This is a genomic window from Patiriisocius sp. Uisw_047 (assembly GCF_047730165.1).
In the GTDB taxonomy this organism is placed as follows: Bacteria; Bacteroidota; Bacteroidia; order Flavobacteriales; family Flavobacteriaceae; genus Patiriisocius.
On sequence record NZ_CP159834.1, the window covers coordinates 496,083 to 515,015 of the forward strand.

Annotated in this window: 22 protein-coding genes; 5 read left to right on the plus strand and 17 right to left on the minus strand. The window is 37.7% G+C overall.

Annotation, left to right across the window (positions count from 1 at the left end; all coding sequences use genetic code 11):
* The first annotated feature begins 11 nt into the window (after window positions 1-11).
* The gene (locus ABXT71_RS02360) at window positions 12-578 is read left to right on the plus strand and encodes a DNA-3-methyladenine glycosylase I (RefSeq protein ID WP_415372196.1); all 567 of its coding nucleotides are present in this window, start codon (window positions 12-14) and stop codon (window positions 576-578) included.
* Between the two features lie 59 nt (window positions 579-637).
* On the opposite strand, the gene ABXT71_RS02365 is transcribed toward ABXT71_RS02360, so the two are convergent.
* The 4 genes from ABXT71_RS02365 to ABXT71_RS02380 form a co-directional block, all read right to left on the minus strand.
* Complete coding sequence (locus ABXT71_RS02365) at window positions 638-2,386, minus strand: agmatine deiminase family protein (RefSeq protein WP_415372197.1); 1,749 nt, start codon at window positions 2,384-2,386, stop codon at window positions 638-640.
* A gap of 65 nt (window positions 2,387-2,451) precedes the next feature.
* Window positions 2,452-3,093 (minus strand): leucyl/phenylalanyl-tRNA--protein transferase, encoded by a 642-nt coding sequence (gene aat / locus ABXT71_RS02370; protein ID WP_415372198.1) that lies wholly within the window; start codon window positions 3,091-3,093, stop codon window positions 2,452-2,454.
* Between the two features lie 144 nt (window positions 3,094-3,237).
* A complete protein-coding gene (locus ABXT71_RS02375) occupies window positions 3,238-3,618 on the minus strand; it encodes a DUF3127 domain-containing protein (RefSeq protein ID WP_415372199.1) in 381 nt (126 codons plus the stop codon).
* A 64-nt stretch (window positions 3,619-3,682) separates the two neighbouring features.
* Window positions 3,683-4,501, minus strand: a complete 819-nt coding sequence (locus ABXT71_RS02380; RefSeq protein WP_415372200.1) for a flavin reductase family protein — start codon at window positions 4,499-4,501, stop codon at window positions 3,683-3,685.
* 134 nt (window positions 4,502-4,635) lie between these two features.
* On the opposite strand from ABXT71_RS02380, the gene ABXT71_RS02385 reads away from it, so the two are divergent.
* Window positions 4,636-5,790, plus strand: a complete 1,155-nt coding sequence (locus ABXT71_RS02385; protein ID WP_415372201.1) for a sensor histidine kinase — start codon at window positions 4,636-4,638, stop codon at window positions 5,788-5,790.
* A gap of 43 nt (window positions 5,791-5,833) precedes the next feature.
* Here the strand turns inward: ABXT71_RS02385 and ABXT71_RS02390 are convergent, their stop codons facing one another.
* Together ABXT71_RS02390 and greA are read right to left on the minus strand one after the other, a co-directional pair.
* Entirely contained in the window at window positions 5,834-6,223 is a 390-nt protein-coding gene (locus ABXT71_RS02390) for an HIT family protein (RefSeq protein WP_415372202.1), read from the minus strand.
* Entirely contained in the window at window positions 6,224-6,700 is a 477-nt protein-coding gene (greA, locus tag ABXT71_RS02395; RefSeq protein ID WP_415372203.1) for a transcription elongation factor GreA, read from the minus strand.
* A gap of 218 nt (window positions 6,701-6,918) precedes the next feature.
* On the opposite strand from greA, the gene ABXT71_RS02400 reads away from it, so the two are divergent.
* The gene (locus tag ABXT71_RS02400) at window positions 6,919-7,353 is read left to right on the plus strand and encodes a hypothetical protein (protein ID WP_415372204.1); all 435 of its coding nucleotides are present in this window, start codon (window positions 6,919-6,921) and stop codon (window positions 7,351-7,353) included.
* On the opposite strand, the gene ABXT71_RS02405 is transcribed toward ABXT71_RS02400, so the two are convergent.
* From ABXT71_RS02405 to ABXT71_RS02440, 8 genes are all read right to left on the minus strand, one after another.
* Window positions 7,350-9,563, minus strand: a complete 2,214-nt coding sequence (locus ABXT71_RS02405) for a TonB-dependent receptor (RefSeq protein ID WP_415372205.1) — start codon at window positions 9,561-9,563, stop codon at window positions 7,350-7,352. The genes ABXT71_RS02400 and ABXT71_RS02405 overlap by 4 nt on opposite strands.
* Before the next feature lie 350 nt (window positions 9,564-9,913).
* Entirely contained in the window at window positions 9,914-10,318 is a 405-nt protein-coding gene (gene arfB / locus ABXT71_RS02410) for an alternative ribosome rescue aminoacyl-tRNA hydrolase ArfB (protein WP_415372206.1), read from the minus strand.
* Window positions 10,318-11,841: a DUF4301 family protein gene (locus ABXT71_RS02415; protein WP_415372207.1), complete on the minus strand. Its 1,524-nt coding sequence runs from the start codon at window positions 11,839-11,841 to the stop codon at window positions 10,318-10,320. Before ABXT71_RS02415 ends, arfB begins: the two co-directional genes overlap by 1 nt.
* A 4-nt stretch (window positions 11,842-11,845) precedes the next feature.
* Window positions 11,846-12,406, minus strand: a complete 561-nt coding sequence (locus tag ABXT71_RS02420) for an AAA family ATPase (protein ID WP_415372208.1) — start codon at window positions 12,404-12,406, stop codon at window positions 11,846-11,848.
* Window positions 12,367-12,999: a nicotinamide riboside transporter PnuC gene (gene pnuC / locus ABXT71_RS02425; protein ID WP_415372209.1), complete on the minus strand. Its 633-nt coding sequence runs from the start codon at window positions 12,997-12,999 to the stop codon at window positions 12,367-12,369. Before pnuC ends, ABXT71_RS02420 begins: the two co-directional genes overlap by 40 nt.
* Window positions 12,983-13,243 carry a thiamine-binding protein gene (locus tag ABXT71_RS02430; protein WP_415372210.1) on the minus strand — a complete coding sequence of 87 codons (261 nt, stop codon included), beginning with the start codon at window positions 13,241-13,243 and terminating at the stop codon, window positions 12,983-12,985. Before ABXT71_RS02430 ends, pnuC begins: the two co-directional genes overlap by 17 nt.
* 83 nt (window positions 13,244-13,326) lie before the next feature.
* Window positions 13,327-14,025, minus strand: coding sequence for a geranylgeranylglyceryl/heptaprenylglyceryl phosphate synthase (locus tag ABXT71_RS02435; protein ID WP_415372211.1), 699 nt, complete (start codon window positions 14,023-14,025; stop codon window positions 13,327-13,329).
* 1 nt (window position 14,026) lies between these two features.
* Window positions 14,027-14,662, minus strand: a complete 636-nt coding sequence (locus tag ABXT71_RS02440) for a 4'-phosphopantetheinyl transferase family protein (protein WP_415372212.1) — start codon at window positions 14,660-14,662, stop codon at window positions 14,027-14,029.
* Window positions 14,663-14,800: 138 nt separating this feature from the next.
* Here ABXT71_RS02440 and ahcY point away from each other — a divergent pair, with 138 nt between their 5' ends.
* Both ahcY and ABXT71_RS02450 read left to right on the plus strand, forming a co-directional pair.
* Window positions 14,801-16,111: an adenosylhomocysteinase gene (ahcY, locus tag ABXT71_RS02445; protein ID WP_415372213.1), complete on the plus strand. Its 1,311-nt coding sequence runs from the start codon at window positions 14,801-14,803 to the stop codon at window positions 16,109-16,111.
* A gap of 251 nt (window positions 16,112-16,362) precedes the next feature.
* Window positions 16,363-16,974, plus strand: a complete 612-nt coding sequence (locus tag ABXT71_RS02450) for a hypothetical protein (RefSeq protein WP_415372214.1) — start codon at window positions 16,363-16,365, stop codon at window positions 16,972-16,974.
* A gap of 411 nt (window positions 16,975-17,385) precedes the next feature.
* Here the strand turns inward: ABXT71_RS02450 and ABXT71_RS02455 are convergent, their stop codons facing one another.
* From ABXT71_RS02455 to gcvH, 3 genes are all read right to left on the minus strand, one after another.
* Entirely contained in the window at window positions 17,386-18,108 is a 723-nt protein-coding gene (locus tag ABXT71_RS02455; protein WP_415372215.1) for an energy transducer TonB, read from the minus strand.
* A 63-nt stretch (window positions 18,109-18,171) separates the two neighbouring features.
* Window positions 18,172-18,564 (minus strand): VanZ family protein, encoded by a 393-nt coding sequence (locus ABXT71_RS02460; protein WP_415372216.1) that lies wholly within the window; start codon window positions 18,562-18,564, stop codon window positions 18,172-18,174.
* Entirely contained in the window at window positions 18,530-18,910 is a 381-nt protein-coding gene (gene gcvH / locus ABXT71_RS02465; RefSeq protein ID WP_415372217.1) for a glycine cleavage system protein GcvH, read from the minus strand. Before gcvH ends, ABXT71_RS02460 begins: the two co-directional genes overlap by 35 nt.
* Window positions 18,911-18,933 lie beyond the last annotated feature (23 nt).

Sequence of the window (18,933 nt, forward strand, 5' to 3'; positions counted from 1 at the left end):
AAAATGTAATTATGGAAATAAACCGTTGTAGTTGGTGCGGCACAGACCCGCTCTATGTAGCCTATCACGATACGGAATGGGGCGAACCCGTGAAAGATGACGACAGGCTTTTTGAGTTTTTGACGCTCGAGACTTTTCAAGCTGGTTTAAGTTGGATTACTGTATTGAGAAAACGCGAAAACTTTAGAAAAGCCTTTGATGCTTTTGACTATAAAAAAATCGCCCACTATCCAGATACGAAAGTGGAGGCACTACTACTGGACGCAGGTATTATCAGGAATCGATTAAAAGTGAACGCTACGATTACCAATGCACAGGCTTTTATGAACATCCAGAAAGAGTTTGGGAGCTTTAGCGATTACATTTGGGGCTTTGTAGATGGAAAGCCATTGCAAACCCATTGTAAGGCACCAAGTGATCTGCCAGCAAATACAGAGCTTAGTACTGAGCTAAGTAAAGACTTAAAAAAACGCGGATTTAAATTTGTAGGTAGCACCGTGATCTACGCCCTTATGCAAGCCATAGGTATGGTGAATGATCACGGAGAAGATTGTTTTAGATATAAAGCACTTAGTTAGTCCTGAAAACAAAAAAAAACACGTTCGTGAGAAGCGGTTTTTTTATAGCTATTTTCTTATTAAAGCTTAAGTATCTTCTTTGTGACGTTCCCGAAGTCTCCACTAAAGGTCACAAACAATGTACCCTGCCATTGTACTTTTAAGTCAAGACTAAGTTCGCCTTCTACGTTTGTAAAATCATTGTGAAATAATTCTTGCCCTAAGATGTTCGTAATCATCACGTTCATTTCTGAAAATTGTGTCGTAAAATTAAATCGCACCTCATCTGTGGTAGGATTAGGATAAGGACCCGCGATGTTTGCTGCAGCGTACTCTTGTGTTGCCAATACATCTACATTAATGCGCCAGTATCCTGCTGGAGCAACCAATGGTCGCGCTAGTGATTTACCAGAATTAGCTGCAGCCCAAATGTAATACTCAACATCTATGTTTGAGCTTGGCATATTTATTTCTGCCGTCCACATATAATCTCCTGTAGCAGACATGGCCACTTCTTGATACACTGTATCTCCTTGCTCCCTCCAGTACACTTTTGCTTGGGCAACATCAGAAATATGTTTGATAGATGCATCTATAGCAACCGTAGCCGATGGCGCCGCATTTGCAACCGGCTGGTGTACAATTAACAATGGCTCATCTACTCCTATGGTATGTGTGATACAATGAATTGCTCCAAATGCCGCAATCAAAGTTTCTTCTGGATCATCAACATCGATTCCCACAACATTATATCCCGGCATTAACTCTTCATAATAAGCAAGTGCTGCCGCATCAACTTCTGGTCTATATGTAGGCACTAAAATAGATTTATTGATAATTATAGAATTACTGTAAGTTCTATAATACCCATTTGTATCTGGATATGCACCGCTTGTACTTGGCGGAGCGTCTATCCATTTTACCTTGTAGGGAGTCCCAAACGGCGAATTAAAATTACTCAACACATAATCTATATTCTCTTCAATCTGCGGGCCATCTGCAACCCCTTCTGGGTATCTGCTCACTAATAGCGTTTCTTCATCTAATAACTTCATGTGCATATCGATATGGTGAATTGCGTCATATGGCAATGTTTCCATTTTGATATAATTAGTGATTCCCATATAATCTTCCATTATCTGGTCAATCTGAGATTCACTTTTTACTGAAACGTTATAAGGGTTACCCGCTGAATTTTCTTCTAGAATAAGATCTGATGCAAAGGCATTTCCTAAGCCATCAGACATGTAGTTTCCGCCTGTGTTTACTAAATCGTTAGGGCTATTGTCTGTGATATAAATAGGTATATCTAACAATTCTGCGTGTGCTGAAGGTATTGTATTGTCATTTGGTCTTGGTCTGTTATAGATCCAATCTACAAGAGCGCGTTCTCCTACATCATCTGTATACACGGTGTTTCCTGCATAATCACGGATCCAGATACTATCCCATTCTCTGTTTAAGTATGTGATATTTGTAGTGTCTATGCCGTTGCTTTCTAAATAATTGTTAACGCTATTTTCATTTTGTGTTACGATAATCACCTTCGCTTCCTGCACACCAACAGCAACAATCTGGCGCAAGATATTTAGGTAGTTGTTTTCCCAAGTAACAACGAGATACTCTACCTCTTCCCATTCTGCTGCGGCTCTTACAGGTGATGACGGCGCGGGAGTGCGTTGCGCTGTACTCGTAAATTGATAATCGGTTATTAGTCCTTTTTCAACTTCGGAAAGTCCTTTTGGTAATGCGTCGTTTTGTTGCGCGAAAATGTGCTGACCTGAAAAAATGATAGCACAGAGAAAAATGGTTCGTAGTATACATTTCATGAAAACTTAATTTTGGGAAATCAAATATACCTAAATACTTAAAATTTAATGAACTCCATAACAGCTCAATCTTCTAAATATGATAAAAATGTGAGTCTTTTAACCTCCTCTGCTCCCAAGCTTTCGAGATGGGCGGTGTAAACCTGACAATCTATCAATTGATAGTTCTCGGCCTTTAAGCGCTCCACTAGATAATAGAAGCCCACTTTTGAAGCATCGCTCATTAGTGCAAACATACTCTCGCCACAGAATACTTTTTTGTGTTTTAAGTCGATACCGTATAAGCCACCTACCAATTCTTTTTCATACCACACCTCTACCGATAGCGCAAGACCCAACTCATGCAGGTTTAAATATGCCGCTACCATTTCTGAAGTAATCCAGGTGCCATCTTGCCCTTCTCTTTTCACTTTTGCACAGTGTGTAATCACCTTCTCAAAGGCGGTATTAAATGTGACCGTAAATTTTTGTGAGACAATAGTCTTTTTAAGGGATTTTGATACTTTAAATTTTTTAGGAAATAGTACCATTCTCGGGTCTGGACTCCACCATAAGACAGGATCATATTCATTATACCAAGGAAAAATACCGCTGTTATAGGCAAGCAACAAACGCTCCTCATTGAGTTCACCTCCATACGCCAGTAGTCCATCGAGACTAGCATCACGAGGATCTGGAAAAGACATAGTCGAAATATGTGGAATCATTGTTTTAAGTAAATTAATAGTAGTGACACGAACAATCTTAGATCAAAAGTAGAGGTTTTGAATGATTGATATTTCAGAAATAAAAAACCACACATAGAGATGTGTGGTTTTAGCATTTTATACTACAATAGAATTTACCTTACATTAGAAAGGCAAATCATCATTGTCCTCCGTATTTAAATTATCTGCTGGAGTAAATGTCTCCATTGGTGGCATAGGAGGCATATCTGGCGCTCCTGCTCCTGCTTGCGCACTTTCTATTCTCCATCCTTGAATAGAGTTAAAATAGCGGGTAGTGTTCGTTTTAGGATCTTCCCATTCTCTGCCTCTTAAGTTGATACTTACTTTAACTTCTTGACCTACGCCAAAGTTGTTAAGTAAGTCCGTTTTGTCTTGCACAAACTCAACCATTATAGGTTGTGGGTATTGCTCCTCCGTTACCACTACCAATTCTCTTTTTCTGAAACCGTTACTACCAAAAGTTTGCGTTTCTCCGATTAATTTAATCTTTCCTTGTACTTCCATTTTTTGTGTGTGTTTCCATCATAGCTTATAAGCTTAATGGCAATCTGTTTAGTTATTAATTAATTTACTTTATTAAAGTGTGCCAAGCGGCGGTAAGATCTCCTTGACCTAATAACGCTTGGGCTTTTTTATGCATCTTTATATCTGCAGAAGCATTGCCAAATGGCAGCTGCTCTACATTTGCTAACATTCCTAAGTCATTACCCGTTAATACGGTACTAAAACGTATTGCTTCTGGTAATGTATCCACTCCTATTCCTAGTGTTGACAACGGTTTTGGCACTTCAAACATTCCTGTTTTTGCCCTGCTGTACCAGTTACCGCCCATTCTAGCCACGGCATCTATTTTTGCAGGATCAATCTTACCTTCTGCATCTAGAATATTTTCATCGATGTGTAATTGTACCACTTCACAAATCACTAGGTTTCCTGCTCCACCTTCATTGCCTAAAGCCACTACTTCGTTTACTTTGCATTCTAGCTGCACTGGAGCTTCTGCCACTCTTGGTGGCTTCACTTTTACGGAAGGGGCTTCTGTAAAACCTGCTTTCACAAACTCATTTACTCCTTCTGCATATTCTGTGGATGACAAGGACATTTGCTGTACCATATCATAACTCACTATATTAATCACCACTTCTTTTGTGGCTAAAACGTTTTCTAAGGTGTGCTTTGTCGTATTATCACGGACGCGTCTCGCTGGCGAAAATATTAATATCGGCGGATTAGCACTAAAAACATTGAAAAAGCTATAGGGTGAAAGGTTCACATTCCCGTCGCTATCCACGGTACTTGCAAAACAGATAGGTCGCGGTGACACGGCGCCCAGTAGGTACCCGTGTAATTGTGCTGTTTTGATATCTTTAGGTGAAATACTAAGCATAGCCGCAAATGTAGGCAAAGGCGATGCTTTGTAAAAATTGAGTTGCACAATAATATTAACAATTTTACTTTATATTTAAACCGTGTTTGCTGTTGTATTGTAATTCCTATCTCAGTAATAAAAAATAATCTTATATGTTTCAATATTCTGCGTTTGGTAGATGGTTTTTAATCCTTATTTCTTTAGTTATTATTTCATTGGTTTTCTGGAATTCCTATGCAGTTTTCAATAACTTAAAAGACAATGAGCGTGTTAAAATGGAGATCTGGACAGCTGCGCAACGGGAGTTTGCCACGCAAGATTTAAGTGGAACACAGCTCAATCTTGTGCAATCCATAATGGAGGCAAATACGACAACACCGATGATTGCTTTTAACCATCTAGACAGCACATATAACTACCGCAACCTAGATTCCACTCGTATTTCTACTGTTAAAAAAAGAGATGGTTTAATAGTAAATTTTGCTTCTGAAAACGAACCTATAATTTCAGAATACAAGAGTAAAGTGTACACGACTATTTACTACGGAAATTCTCCATTAATCAACAAGCTTAAATATTACCCATTATTGTTAGTACTAATAATATCGCTCTTTGTATCAGCACTTTATTTCTTTTACCGCACCTCTCGCTCGGCAGAACAAAATCGTCTTTGGGCAGGGATGGCAAAAGAAACCGCCCACCAGATAGGCACTCCGCTTTCCTCCCTATTAGGATGGAGCGAAATCTTACGATCAGAAGATGTGAATCCTGAATATCTAAACGAAATGAACGTAGATATTAAAAGACTAGAAACGATTGCAGACCGTTTTGGCAAGGTAGGTTCCTTACCTGTATTGCACGAGCTAGATATAGTAAAAGAAACAACTGAATCTTATGAGTATCTAAAAAACAGAACGTCAAGGCTTGTAGATTTTAAACTAGAAATTCCAGATCAGAAAATCCCGGTCAACCTTAACCCACAGCTCTATAGCTGGACTATAGAAAATCTAGTTAAAAATGGCATCGACGCCATGAGAGGAAAAGGGATCATCCACATAAGGATGGAGCAAAAAGGAAAATATGTTTACATCCAAATCACAGATGCAGGAAAAGGAATCTCAAAAAAGAATTTTAGAAACATCTTCAGACCAGGATTTACTACAAAAAAGCGCGGTTGGGGATTAGGGCTTTCTCTTGCAAAGCGTATTATAGAAGAATACCACAACGGCCGTATACGCGTAATTCATAGTGTTTTGGGTAAAGGAACAACGATGGAGATTGTGATGCGGGTTGCTTCGTTGGAATAATTAGAGATTAGAGAAATCCACTTTCAAATCAAAAATTTAATCACTATAAATTACCCGCAATCTCTTTTGCTAAGGCCACAAACTCATCTTTACCCAACTTCACTTTAGACTGAAAAGTCATTTCGCTCATGTCGTTTAAGGGGATGAGATGCACGTGCACGTGAGGAACTTCTAGTCCTATCACGGACATCCCAACACGATTACAAGGCACCGTTTTTTCTAATGCAATCGCTACTTTTCTGGAGAACTCCATTAAATCTGCATATCCTGCCTTATCAAGATCAAAGATTTTATTTTCCTCATCTTTTGGCACACATAAAGTGTGGCCTTTTGCATTTGGGTTAATATCCAGAAATGCAATGTGCTTATTATCTTCGGCTACTTTGTAGCAAGGGATTTCTCCTTCTATTATTTTTGTAAAAATAGAAGCCATCTAGTCTCGAGATATTTCTACAATTTCAAACTTCATAGTGCCATTAGGCACTTGAATCTCTGCGTGACCTCCTACTTCTTTTCCTAATAATCCTTTCCCAATAGGAGAATCTACCGAAAGTAATCCAGTTTTAACGTCTGCCTCGCTCTGCGCCACTAGTTTATACGTCATTATTGCTCCCGTAGTTTGGTTCTTTATTTTTACGGTAGAATGAATCAGCACCTTAGTGGTATCCAGCTGTGACTCGTCAATTACCCTCGCATTTGCTACTACAGCTTCCAGCTTAGAAATACGCATTTCTAGCATTCCCTGCGCTTCTTTAGCGGCGTCATACTCAGCATTCTCACTCAAGTCACCCTTATCACGTGCCTCTCCAATTGCGTTAGACGCAGCTGGACGCTCAATATCCTTTAACTGGTTCAGCTCTTCTTTGAGACTATGTAATCCCTCCCGGGTATAATATGATACTTTACTCATAATTATTTCGTTTTAATCGACAGAAGATTGTACTTCGTGATTTTTATAAATTAAGATTCCCGCTAGAATGTGAGATGCAGTCTTTAAGACGCACATTTAACTCAGGTTCGCAGGAATAAAAAAAACCCCATTCAACACGGGGTTTCTTTAAACAAATATACAAAAAAATAATTATTGCATCTTTGCACATAATTTAAAAGGTGCCACCACAAAACGTTATGAAATACATCTTATACTTTTTAGCATTCGCCTTTATTTTTGCATCCTGTAAACGTAATGATGACCAAGATGATGACAATCCAAACCTTATCTATCCCCTAGTAAATATTAATCTCAATCTTGATTTACCAGAATACAATGGCCTTAATTTTCCGGGTAATTCTGTAATCTTAGAGCAGCTAGGTGTTCGTGGTGTGGTTGTCTACAATGTTAATAACGATTTATACACTGCTTTCGATTTAGCAGACCCAAATCACCTACCTAATAGTTGTTCGACTATGGACCTGGAAGGAATCCTTGCTTCCTGTCCTTGCACGACGGATTCTAACACCTATGATATTGTTACCGGCCAGCATCAAAGCCAGCCTTCTACCTACCCAATGCAACGATATAACGCGGTGCGTACTGGTAATTCTGTGCGTATTTCTAATTAAAACTTAACGGTCGCTCCTACTAAAAAGTTAATCGTGGCTTGTGGATAAAATCCGGCACCTTCAACAGTTGTAATCGTTCCTGGCGCACTAAAATCATCATCATACGTAAAGAAGTAGCCATTGTTCACGTACTCTTTATTAAAAATATTATTCACGAGTCCAGAAAACACAATCTCCCTAACTACAGGAACATCTTTAAGCGTATACACAAGGTTTATATCACTTACAAAATAAGCATCCAGTACTGAGGCATCGCTATCGATATTACCCATATATTGCTGGCTGACGTACTTAGATAGAAATCCAATTTCAAAATGCTTCATCGGCCTATATAAAATAGCATTACCCGCTACCACAGATGGAGAGAAGGCAAGATTTGTATCTCCTAGATTTGTTAATACACCGTCTCTCTCGAAGAAGAAATCTTTATTTTTATTGGTGCTAATGGCAACATTTGGTTGTAGTCTTATTTTTTCTGAAATATCCAGGGTGGCATCTATTTCTACTCCCAAACGATAGCTCTTCCCGCTACTCGCTCTTATGGGTGCTCCCACATCATCAATCGCTCCTGTGAGTATTAATTGGTCTTTATAAAACATATAAAAAGCATTTGTGTTTAACTTTAAAGTTTCCGAAGCAAAACGCCAACCTAACTCAATATCATCAAGTCGTTCTGCGGTAAAAAGTCCATTCTCAAAATCACTTCTTCGTGGTTCCCGATTGGCCCTACCATAAGAAGCATACAACTGGTTTGCGTCATTATACTTGTAAGAAACTCCAGCTTTTGGATTAAAAAAATCATAATTCACATCTACAACTAAAGGCTCACGATCTGACGTTAACCCACTCGTGGTATGATTTACAAATCTGCCTTGTAGATCTGCAAAAGCAGACCATTGATTATTTATTTTATACGTAGCTTTTGAAAAGATGGCGGCTTCTTTCTTGACCCCGTTACCATCATAATATCGTTCCTTGTAATCATAACCAGTGGGGAATTCACTATATATTACTTCGCCATAATGATCGCCATCGTAGTAACTGTAAAATAGCCCACCTGAGATGTCCCAGTTTTCATCTTTGTAATTTACATTACCGTTTACTACATAAAAGTCATTATCTAACCAGCGACGACGTAAATAATCTGTAGATGTAACCGTCTCTCCCCCTATCACAACTGGTTCTGCTCCTAAGAAATCAAACTGACTCGCGCCACTAAACAAAACATTTGAGTAATAGTAATCGTCCACATACTGTTCAAAATAACCACGCCCGTAGGTATAATTGAGCGAGAGGTTGGTACTCCAATTGCTGTTTAACTTCTGGTTCCAAAGTAATTGATAATGATCTTGGGCGTAGTTATCTACCTCATTGTCATAGAATCCTTCAAAATTTCCATCGGCATCAAACTGCTGTCCTACCGTGTTGAAGGTTCTGTCACTCGCTAAGGTCTCCGCATCAATACCGTAATAAGCTTGATAGGTTTCTTCTCTACCACCAAAAGCGATTGCTTTAATTAATGTGTTTCTATCTTGATAAGACCCTTGCAAGAAATAAGACTTCAAATCTGAAGAGGCTCGATCTATATAGCCATCACTAGTTATATTTGAAAGCCGTCCGGCGATTTCTATATGGTCATTTAAAAGTCCTGTTGTGAATTTCACATTATGCTTTCTGGTGTTATAAGACCCAAGCGAATTTGAAATAGACCCGCCAGCTTCTTTTTGTACCGCATCTGTTAAAAGGTTTAGACTTGCTCCAAAAGCACCACTTCCGTTTGTAGACGTTCCCACGCCACGTTGCAATTGCAAACTCTCTACGCTCGAGGTAAAATCTGGTAAATTCACAAAAAACGTTCCTTGGCTCTCTGCGTCATTAAAGGGGATTCCGTTAAGTGTGACATTAATTCGAGAACCATCGCTACCCCGAACTCTAAAATACGTGTACCCCACACCTGCACCTGCATCACTCGTCGTGACAACAGAAGGCATATAGCTTAACATATAAGGAATATCTTGTCCTAGGTTCCTTTTCTCGAGGTCCTTAGCGCTAAGGTTTGAGTGTGTAATAGGAGAATCTGCCGCTACACGAACAGACTTAATAAATACTTCTTCTAGTTTTTCAACCTTCGTAGTATCTTGTACTTTAACTTGAGAGGACGCGCTAAATGCTACTAACATTATGGCTGCAGAAATGACACTGTTTTTCATTCGATCTAAAAATTAAGACGAATAAAAGGGGCAATTATTCTTGTTAAAAAATATAAATGGTGTCTGGTCGAGCGCAGTCGAGACATGTTAGATTGCTCGACAATTACATCTCGACTGCGCTCGATGCGACAGTACAATTCCTAAACAGCATTACCTGTTCTAGGTTCTATGGGTGTAATCTCAGCCTGAAAGATTTATGATTTGTTATTTTCAATATTAGATTTTTAAAACTATTAGTTTTGAAATCTTCAATCTACAATGTTAAATCGTTAATCGATTAAGCACCCCTTTGAGATGAGCAACAAAGATAGTAATCGTTTTAGAATGAAATGCTATTTTTTAAAAAAAAATTAATCTAAAGATGGACGTTTCCTATTAGTCTTTTTTAATGCTTTGTTTTTTTTAGAACGCAATCGCTTCTCTACCGCGGCTCTAGAAGGTTTTGTTTTCTTTCGCTTTTTTCGAACCTTTAAACTTTCTGCAATAAGATGAAGCATACGCTCGATTACAATCGCCTTATTCCTATGTTGGCTTCGGGATTCGCCACAGGCAAGCACGAGCGTTCCTTCACTGGATATTCTTTTTTTTAGTTTTTCTGAAAGGCGCGCTATTTCAGCCATAGAAAGCGCGTTTGTATTTGTTAGATTAAAGTGTGCCTCCACCTTTGACGAAGTTTTATTTACGTGCTGTCCTCCGGGCCCACTGCTACGAACGGCCTTAAAGTTAAGCTCAGTAATTAAAAGAATCTTGTCCATTATGCTAAAGGTCTGTGTACTTTTTTAATAAGATCATTGACCGTTTTTACAGGGCTGAATGTTGATAAGGGAACTTCTATAAAAATCGTGTTCCACCGTGCCATGGCACCGTTCCAAAGTCCAGGAAGTTCTAATACTTTTATTGGCAATCCATCATAAGATTTTTGAGTTATAAACCCACTGTTCGCATCCCTAAAATCGAATAGATCAAACTTCTTACCTTGATAATCTCGCACCCCACAAACTACATCCACTGGATTAAAATGTGTAGCTTCCTCTAGTGATTTTTTCTGGGACACATTATTCATATCTATTTGGGCAGCTTCCACAATTTGCAAGGAATCGGTATCGTTTTCTCTGACCCAGAAAGGCCCACCACCAGGAGCACCCGTATTTTGAACCACGCCACAAACCCGAATTGGTCGATTTAATATGGTTCTAAGTTGTTGTGCTGTTTCCGGTTTAGACTTGCAATACAAGTGGTTCCAAACAAATGATTTTATCTCGTTCAATTTTTCCAGATCTACCCCTTTATCAATCTGATGAATGTATTTAAAAACTTGCTTTTGAGTATCGACAAGTTTTCCAGCGAGCACTTTTTTATAATGTGCTATTTCTGGAACATAATCCTCACTCACCACATTGTCTATGTTTTTTATAAAAACGATATCTGCATCAATGTCATTGAGGTTGCTGAGCAGTGCACCATGACCTGACGGTCTCAGCAGTAATTGGTTAGTAGCCGTTCGTATTAAATTAAACTGACTATCAACCGCTATGGCACTTGTCTCTTTTTTTTGAAACGAGTAGGTAATTTCAAAATCTGTTTTTGTTTTTTTAGTTACACGCTTTTTTATACCCGGATACACTTCCTTAAATTTATATAAGTGCTCCTCTGCAAAGGTAAAATGCAACTTAGCCCCCTCACCTGAAGCGGCATAAAACGCAGTTTCATACAACTGTTCTTCAAAGGCTGTTGTATAATATTTTATGTATTTATGAAATGGAACCAACCCCTTAGGTAAGTCTTCATATCCCAATCCGCTTTTTTTAAGAAGCAATTCTGCGACTACCTTAAACCGAGGGCCTTTGGTCATTTTTTTAAAGTCTGGGTACTTTTCCCTAATCTTTTTACGAACTAGGTTTGTGAATGCAAAGTCTTTAAAATGTACAAAAAACTCCTTAGTTAGCGTATTTTCTTTTTGATTTAAATAGGTGTTTATAGATTCTTCTTCAGGATCAAAATTTTCTGAAAATTGCTTGAGATGCTTGAACATTCTAGTTGCGGCACCTGAAGCTGGCACAAACTTAACAATGTCAATTTTTTTACGAATCTCATCATATTTGGCTACTAGCTGTTTTCTCTCAGCCTCCGTATAAGATTCTACACCATTACCCAAGGTTGCCGCTGTTACTACATTTGCATAAGGAATCCCGTGAATAAGTGCTTCACGTTGTTTTTCGACTTCGTCGATAGTTATTCCCTTCGTGCATAAATACGCTTCATCTTCTGGTGTGACCATTTCTTTATTTACATAAGTGTTCTATAGCATTCACGGCTATCTGCAAGCGCTCTTCTCTTGTACCTTTTAAAGTAAGGTAGGGGAGATTATTATCTTTTAAATATTTTTCAAAAATAGAGAATAATACCAATCTATCATTAGGTCTGTCTCGTAAATCATCCTTTTCCCAAGGCGTGTCTATATACGTGAGTAAATATAAGTTGTAGTTAGCTTGTGCAGCATCATTTATAATAGGCTCCGGACAAAAACCATCATAATAATATTTTGAGTAAACAATAAGTTCATCTAGGTTTGTATCGCAAAATACGTAGTCATTTTCTTTAGCCGAAATTTTGTTTTCTAATTGCATCTGTCCTTTAGCAATAGTAATCAAATCTTCTTTTGTACATATTTCATTTTTTTCATCCCACTTGGCTTGTAAATACGTGCGCATATATTCTGGCACCCAGGCAGCATTATAATGCGCTGCAAGTGCTTTTGCCAATGTGGTTTTACCAGAAGATTCCGGCCCAAAAAGCACGACCTTTATACAAGAGCTTTCCGCTTGTGTATCTGTTTTTTCCATGCAAAGTAGCCTCCTATGGCAATAAAAGTGAATAAAAAATATTGAAAACTTGTAAATGTAAATCCTTTGTAAAAATACAAAGGAACCGAAATAACATCACCTATAATCCAGTAGATCCAGTTCTCTACTTTACGCTTTGCCATCAACCACATCCCAACAAAAAAAATAGCTGTAGTAATAGTGTCTACGTAAGCTGTCCACGAATTCCACTTGTCAAATACCTGATAGACAACAAATACAAATAACAGTGTGGTGACAAAGATTACTGCAGAAATTTTATGCTCTTTGACACTTGTTCTCGTAATAGGGGTCACTTGGGTTGCATTTACTTTACGTGTCCATATATACCAACCATAGACGCTCATCATAAAGTAGTACCCATTAATCATCATATCACCCAACAAGGCCCATTTTAATAATAAGTACACAAAAATAGCGGTACTGATCATCCCAGCAGGAAAGACTAAAATATTATTGCGCCAAGAAAAAATTACCGACAGTAGGCCAAAAAATACAGCCACTAACTCTAGAATAATATCTATCGAGCTAGACTCGGAGTACTGTCCAAAGAGAAAATCAAAAATGGGGCTCATAATCGCTTCTATCAGATTTTACAATTTTTATATAAAGCAGTCCCTTATCAACAGACTCTAAAGCGGTTTTCATTTCTACTTGCAACACGTTCATCACTGTGTCATAATCACCATACACTTGAGTGCTTAGTGGATTCTCGAGCACCTTAAGACCAGAATCACGAAGGTTTTTTATAAAGTTGATAATTGGCGGCTCAAAATTATCATGAAGTGGAGTAAGCGTAAGTTCTACTGAAATATTCATTGATGTAAGTTTATGCTGTAAAGATAAGGTTTGAAGAAATCACAAAAAAAGAAAATCTTAACCCAATAGGAAAAGGCTTAATCTCATCCCTCTTCAAATACCGTACCCATTACAATAAAGTCTGCCCCTGCAGCATAAGCTTGCTTACATTGTGTTTGTGTTTTAATCCCTCCGCCAACAATTACTGGGATGGATACCGTTTCTTTCACCGCTTTAATAATCTCCACTGAAACTGGGATTTTCGCACCACTCCCTGCTTCTAGATATAAAAGCTTCGCACCCATTAATTGGCCCGCCAGTGCTGTATTCAAAATATCTTCTACTTCATCTTGCGACATCGCATCGGTCTCACTGACCCTAGCTACGGCAGAATCATGGCCCCCATCAATTAATAAATAACTAGTAGGAATAATTTCTAAATTAGACTTATTTAATAAAGCAGCAGCTTTTACTTGTTGCCCTATTAAATACTCTGGATTTCTACCGGAATGTAAAGACAAGAACAATAAGGCATCAGCAGTTTCTTCGATTTGCTGATGGTTACCAGGAAACAAGAACACTGGCAGATTCGATTGCCTTTTTAAGGTTGCAACAACTAAAGAAATTTGATTGTGAATATCTGTACTTCCACCTACAAAAAGGTGGGTTGTTTCTTTCGGAATTTGTTCTAAAAATTCGGAAACTGTGTCGCGGTTAAACTTCTCTGGATCTACTAAGATTGCCAATAGTTTTTCACCTATTTTAATGGCGCTTAATATTTCAGAATAAAAAAAAGATTGCATCTTATTCATCTTTAATAATAGCATAGACTAGGGTAAACTGTTCCATTTCCATAAACGAAACCGTGTACGCTTGTGTTTTATCAAAGGCAGAAACAGTGGCTATAGAATCTGCATCATCCAGTCTAAAATCTTCTACATAGATATGCTCTAAGAACCGAACTCCTGGCGTAGCAAAACTCTTGTAGAGTGATTCTTTTGCACCCCATACCATAGTGAGTTTTCTTATAAGTGCATCTTCATTTGCTAAGGTTCTATACTCTTCAATAGGGGTAAATTTATGGGCGATTTTTAAGATTTTAGTGCGTTGTTTTTCTATATCTACACCTACCTTAACATCACTGATGATGATGGCAGAAAAAATATAGCTGTGCGTAATAGATATGTGCTTACCATCCTTTAGATGCGGCTTTCCTTTCGGATCGTAAAACAGATCAAAATCTGTATAGCCCTTTACTTTTAACAAATGACGCACACTTATAAAGCCCCGTCTGTGCAAATCACTTTTCATGCAGTCCACACGGTCTTGACAATTTTCTGTTAAGTCTACACCAGCAGATAGCTCCTCATAAGATTCTGTAATCTTCCAGATGAGCACTTCTGTGCTTGGGCTAACTGTTATTGTTTTGTAAAGAGGCATTAATAATTAAGGGATTATGAGTATTTTTGCAGTCCGTAATCTAACGATTAAAAATAAGTAATAATCCTTAGAATCTTAGTATTACAAAATTAATGATTCAATAATCGCTTCCGGTTGGTCGGAAAAAAAATAAAAATTATGTCTGTAGAAACAAAACCGTACGTCGCACACAAAGTAAAAGACATCTCTCTTGCCGCTTGGGGAAGAAAAGAAATAGAGCTTGCAGAAGCAGAAATGCCTGGCCTTATGTCATTGCGAGAAGAATATAAAAATGAACAACCACTTAAAGATGCTCGTATCGCTGGATGTCTGCACATGACAATCCAGACAGCTGTTTTAATAGAAACACTACAAGCCTTAGGGGCAGAAGTTACTTGGAGTTCTTGTAACATATTTTCTACTCAAGATCAAGCAGCAGCAGCAATCGCGGCTACTGGTACGTCTGTATATGCGTGGAAAGGAATGAATGAAGAAGAATTTGAATGGTGTATCGAACAAACCCTTTTCTTTGGTGAAAATCGCAAGCCTCTTAACATGATTCTCGATGATGGTGGTGACCTTACAAATATGGTATTGGACAGGTATCCAGAATTAGCTGCAGGAATAAAAGGTTTAAGTGAAGAAACTACCACAGGAGTGCATAGACTATATGAGCGCGTAAAAAACGGAACCTTACCTATGCCAGCTATCAACATTAATGATAGTGTGACTAAATCTAAATTTGACAATAAATACGGATGCCGTGAGAGCGCTGTAGATGCGATACGTCGCGCAACAGACATTATGCTTGCTGGTAAACGTGTTATCGTTTGTGGATATGGAGATGTAGGTAAAGGTACGGCGGCTTCTTTTAAAGGTGCTGGCTCAATCGTCACTGTTACAGAGATCGACCCTATTTGCGCCCTACAAGCTGCAATGGACGGTTTTGAAGTAAAGAAATTAGAAAATGTAATCACGACTGCAGATATCGTTATCACGACTACAGGTAATAAAGATATTGTGCGTCCTGAGCATTTTGAGGCAATGAAAGACAAAACTATTGTTTGTAACATAGGTCACTTTGATAACGAAATTGACGTGCCGTGGCTGAACAAAAATGCTGTTAAAGACGAAATAAAGCCACAAGTAGATAAATATACTTTCGGCGGAAAAGACATCATCCTTCTTGCTGAAGGGCGTCTAGTAAATTTAGGTTGTGCAACAGGGCATCCTAGTTTTGTGATGAGTAATTCATTTACAAACCAGACGTTAGCTCAAATTGAGTTATGGAAAGACAGCGACAAATACGAGAACAAAGTATATATGCTACCTAAGCATCTTGATGAGAAAGTAGCAAAACTACACTTAGAAAAAATAGGTGTTGAGCTTACAGAACTTCGTGAAGATCAAGCTGCATATATAGGCGTTACTGTAGAAGGCCCATTTAAGCCTGAGTATTACAGATACTAATCGAAAACGAAAAAACAAGATTGTTTTTTTGATTTCGGTTTACTTTGGAAATAACAAATAGATTAACCCTCATACTCTTTAAAGTATGAGGGTTTTTGTTTTGACGAATACTAAACTAGGGGCTGTCAAATCATTTTATAATTCAATCTATCTATAAAAGGCATTACGCAAGGAAGATATTAGAAATTCCTAAAGTCTATTGAAAATGTGACTATTCTTTAATTTGATTAACTTGCATTCAAACTCAAACTATGAAAATCAATATCAGTTTGCTGCTTGTATTACTAATTAGTGCGGGTTGCTCAACTTCAAAAGAAATACCATCTCAATGGGTATCTGAAGATTTTAAAAATCTGAAAATTGAACGCATGTTAGTGTATGCAAGTACGGAAGACACTAATTTGCAAAAAGAATTTGAAGACAAGATGGTAATGGCGCTGGCTAAAGAAGGAATTGCACTAGTAAAAATGCACGATCTATTTCCTGAAGTTAAATATAAAGCCAACCACTCTCAAGAAGAGATTAATGAGTTGATATTACATTGCAATGAAAATAACATAAACAAGGTATTACTAGCTTCACAAAAATCGATTAAGGTAGATACAGTGGTCGCTAAGTCCTTACATAATTATTTTAATTCTCTTGAACCCTTGAAGATGGGAGGCAGAAGTGAAGATGTTTTGGAATACGACAAGAAAGAATTAACCACATACACTTTAGAAGCAGCCGTATACGATATCGTAAAATCTGCAGAAGATAAACCAATTGCCACTACTACTCTGAAGGCCACAAACCCAAGATCTCCTAAAACATTAAAGAAAAGATTTTTAAATGCTATTGTAATGCTTTTTAAGAGTAGATAGTTTTTTTATACCAACTTAAATTGACGAGTAAACTCTGTAGTGTTAAATTACTTTATTGCTCCTCTAAATTAAAATTTTCCAATACTTACGTTATTAAACCCTTATTGATAGGACTTACTAAGACTTGTTAAATTGAAAACATGATCCCACTAATGAATTAAGGTGATGAACTTTAAAAGACCTTAGCAAAAGGCACCTATCATTTAGGTAAAACTATAAGCGTGAAATTTAAATTACTCCGAAAGTCAATTAACACCTTTTCATTGGCATTATTTACTTGTTTATGCCTTTATAGGCTGTCACACTTTTTTATACTATTCACTTAAACCCATAAAAAAACCTCAATGTCCTATAAAGATCATTGAGGTTTTAAAACAAGCTATACCGTCAGGCGAGCCTGTTTATGATAAGTTAATTATCCACTTGAAAAAGAATAGGCAATGAGTATAAAACTCCTACTGCCTTACCACGTTGTTTTCCTGGCGTCATTTTTGGTAATTTACCAATTACTTCTTTTGCCTCTTGCTCTAATCTAGGGTGCGGTGCACGCGCTAGAATATTCACAATATTACCTTTGTTATCAATCTTAAATTGAACAGAAATACGTTGACGTCCTTCTAATCCCAATTCTGAAGCTAGTTCTGTATCAAATTTCTTTTGTACAAATTTTTGTACTTTTTCACTCATACAAGCCTTCTTACCTGCGTTTCCTTTTGCAGACTCGCATCCTGGATAAATAGGCACGTTTTCAATAACTGAAAAGGGTACATCTGCAATTTCTTCTTCAACAGCCTCTTCTACAATTTCTTCAAGCTCTATAATTTCTTCTGCATCTGTTTCTGTAGACTCTATAATAGTTTCTTCCACTTCTTCTTCATCCTCAACAACCACTATTACCTCAGGAGCTGGTGGTGGTGGTGGTGGTGGTGGTGGTGGTGTGATAGGCTGTGTGATAGGAATTTCTTCTTCTAACTCATCCCCTATATCTAGACCTGCTAGATCATAGTCAGACTTGTCATAAGTCTTCCATTCGATTGCTTGCCAAGAGACAAACAACATTAACACTAAACCTGCCAATAGAAATACTGAGCTATTTCTACCTACATCTGATTTCGGATTTTTCTTCAGTTCCATAATATTGTAATTTTCCGTTGCTAAATTATATAAAAAGTAACTAACCCAAAAAGATTAACTAACTTAACTTGAGAATTTAATTTTAAATAGTTTCAAAAAAAACAATCCAGCAAAGCACCCTAGAGTATTGGCCACCACATCCCACAAATCTGCTATACGAGAAGCTGTGAGTTCCTCTTGTAATATTTCAATTATTATGCCGTAAATAATGGCAAATAAAAGCACGAACAGCAAATTTCTCCAATGCGTTACGCCACTCTTTTTAGTCAGATAAAATCCCCATAAAAAAACTAATGCCCCGTTAAGAGAAAAATGTACTAGCTTGTCTATGGGTATTGTAGATGTGGTCCCGATATGTAAGGGGACTAAAAATAATAAAGTGATTATTACTGTATATAGTATACAGACAACCAAGAGGTTTTTAGGCTCCGATAAGTTCTTTATAAGCTGCATCATCAAGAAGTGCTTCTAGCTCCTCTGGGTTTGTGAATTTTATCTTTATCATCCAACCATCGCCGTAAGGATCACTATTTACTTTTTCAGGCTCAGACTCCAATGAATCATTAAACTCAATAATTTGACCAGTTAAAGGCAAGAATAGATCTGATACTGTCTTAACAGCCTCTACCGTCCCGAAAACTTCTTCCATGTCAAGTGTTTCGTCAAGTGTCTCCACTTCAACATACACAATATCACCTAGTTCTCCTTGTGCAAAATCTGTAATTCCTACAGTTGCAACATCTCCTTCAATTAAGATCCACTCGTGGTCTTTTGTATACTTTAAGTTTACAGGTACATTCATTTTAATATAATAATTTATTTTGT

Coding starts and splice junctions, on each gene's coding strand:
- ABXT71_RS02360 (WP_415372196.1), top strand. CDS start 12: ATGGAAATAAACCGTTGTAGTTGGTGCGGCACAGACCCGCTCTATGTA.
- ABXT71_RS02365 (WP_415372197.1), bottom strand. CDS start 2,386: ATGAAATGTATACTACGAACCATTTTTCTCTGTGCTATCATTTTTTCA.
- aat (WP_415372198.1), bottom strand. CDS start 3,093: ATGATTCCACATATTTCGACTATGTCTTTTCCAGATCCTCGTGATGCT.
- ABXT71_RS02375 (WP_415372199.1), bottom strand. CDS start 3,618: ATGGAAGTACAAGGAAAGATTAAATTAATCGGAGAAACGCAAACTTTT.
- ABXT71_RS02380 (WP_415372200.1), bottom strand. CDS start 4,501: ATGCTTAGTATTTCACCTAAAGATATCAAAACAGCACAATTACACGGG.
- ABXT71_RS02385 (WP_415372201.1), top strand. CDS start 4,636: ATGTTTCAATATTCTGCGTTTGGTAGATGGTTTTTAATCCTTATTTCT.
- ABXT71_RS02390 (WP_415372202.1), bottom strand. CDS start 6,223: ATGGCTTCTATTTTTACAAAAATAATAGAAGGAGAAATCCCTTGCTAC.
- greA (WP_415372203.1), bottom strand. CDS start 6,700: ATGAGTAAAGTATCATATTATACCCGGGAGGGATTACATAGTCTCAAA.
- ABXT71_RS02400 (WP_415372204.1), top strand. CDS start 6,919: ATGAAATACATCTTATACTTTTTAGCATTCGCCTTTATTTTTGCATCC.
- ABXT71_RS02405 (WP_415372205.1), bottom strand. CDS start 9,563: ATGAAAAACAGTGTCATTTCTGCAGCCATAATGTTAGTAGCATTTAGC.
- arfB (WP_415372206.1), bottom strand. CDS start 10,318: ATGGACAAGATTCTTTTAATTACTGAGCTTAACTTTAAGGCCGTTCGT.
- ABXT71_RS02415 (WP_415372207.1), bottom strand. CDS start 11,841: ATGGTCACACCAGAAGATGAAGCGTATTTATGCACGAAGGGAATAACT.
- ABXT71_RS02420 (WP_415372208.1), bottom strand. CDS start 12,406: ATGGAAAAAACAGATACACAAGCGGAAAGCTCTTGTATAAAGGTCGTG.
- pnuC (WP_415372209.1), bottom strand. CDS start 12,999: ATGAGCCCCATTTTTGATTTTCTCTTTGGACAGTACTCCGAGTCTAGC.
- ABXT71_RS02430 (WP_415372210.1), bottom strand. CDS start 13,243: ATGAATATTTCAGTAGAACTTACGCTTACTCCACTTCATGATAATTTT.
- ABXT71_RS02435 (WP_415372211.1), bottom strand. CDS start 14,025: ATGCAATCTTTTTTTTATTCTGAAATATTAAGCGCCATTAAAATAGGT.
- ABXT71_RS02440 (WP_415372212.1), bottom strand. CDS start 14,662: ATGCCTCTTTACAAAACAATAACAGTTAGCCCAAGCACAGAAGTGCTC.
- ahcY (WP_415372213.1), top strand. CDS start 14,801: ATGTCTGTAGAAACAAAACCGTACGTCGCACACAAAGTAAAAGACATC.
- ABXT71_RS02450 (WP_415372214.1), top strand. CDS start 16,363: ATGAAAATCAATATCAGTTTGCTGCTTGTATTACTAATTAGTGCGGGT.
- ABXT71_RS02455 (WP_415372215.1), bottom strand. CDS start 18,108: ATGGAACTGAAGAAAAATCCGAAATCAGATGTAGGTAGAAATAGCTCA.
- ABXT71_RS02460 (WP_415372216.1), bottom strand. CDS start 18,564: ATGATGCAGCTTATAAAGAACTTATCGGAGCCTAAAAACCTCTTGGTT.
- gcvH (WP_415372217.1), bottom strand. CDS start 18,910: ATGAATGTACCTGTAAACTTAAAGTATACAAAAGACCACGAGTGGATC.